The sequence below is a fragment of the Stenotrophomonas sp. 3diitr2024 genome (assembly GCF_042136455.1).
In the GTDB taxonomy this organism is placed as follows: domain Bacteria; phylum Pseudomonadota; class Gammaproteobacteria; order Xanthomonadales; family Xanthomonadaceae; genus Stenotrophomonas; species Stenotrophomonas sepilia.
In genome coordinates this window covers 1-326 of the sequence record NZ_JBHHMJ010000139.1, presented here as the reverse complement: position 1 = coordinate 326, position 326 = coordinate 1, and the positions used below count along the sequence as shown (strand labels likewise).

Below are 326 nucleotides of genomic sequence, written 5' to 3'. Positions count from 1 at the left end.
GTACTGGGAGGGCGCACTGGCCGGTGAGCGCACGCTGTCGGGCATGCGCCCGCTGGCGGTGCTGCCGGACAACATCACCACCGACCACCTGTCGCCGTCCAACGCGATCCTGGCCTCCGCCGCCGAGGGCGGCACCAAGCTGCTGCAGGCCGGCAACGACCTCGGTGACCGCGCCTCGCTGCAGCGGGGTGCGCAGCTGTACATGAACTACTGCTCCGGACGCATGTACGGGAACAGCAGCACATCGCGGATCGAGCTGCTGCCGGTCAGCAGCATCACCAGACGATCGACGCCGATACCCAGGCCGCCGGTCGGGGCCATGCCGT

General features: G+C 69.6%; 1 protein-coding gene. It reads right to left on the bottom strand.

Annotation, left to right across the window (positions count from 1 at the left end; translation table 11 throughout):
- Positions 1–207: 207 nt before the first annotated feature.
- Positions 208–326, bottom strand: a 119-nt coding sequence (locus tag ABGA94_RS03430; protein ID WP_375366393.1) for an amino acid--tRNA ligase-related protein, incomplete at its 5' end; no start/stop codon positions are given.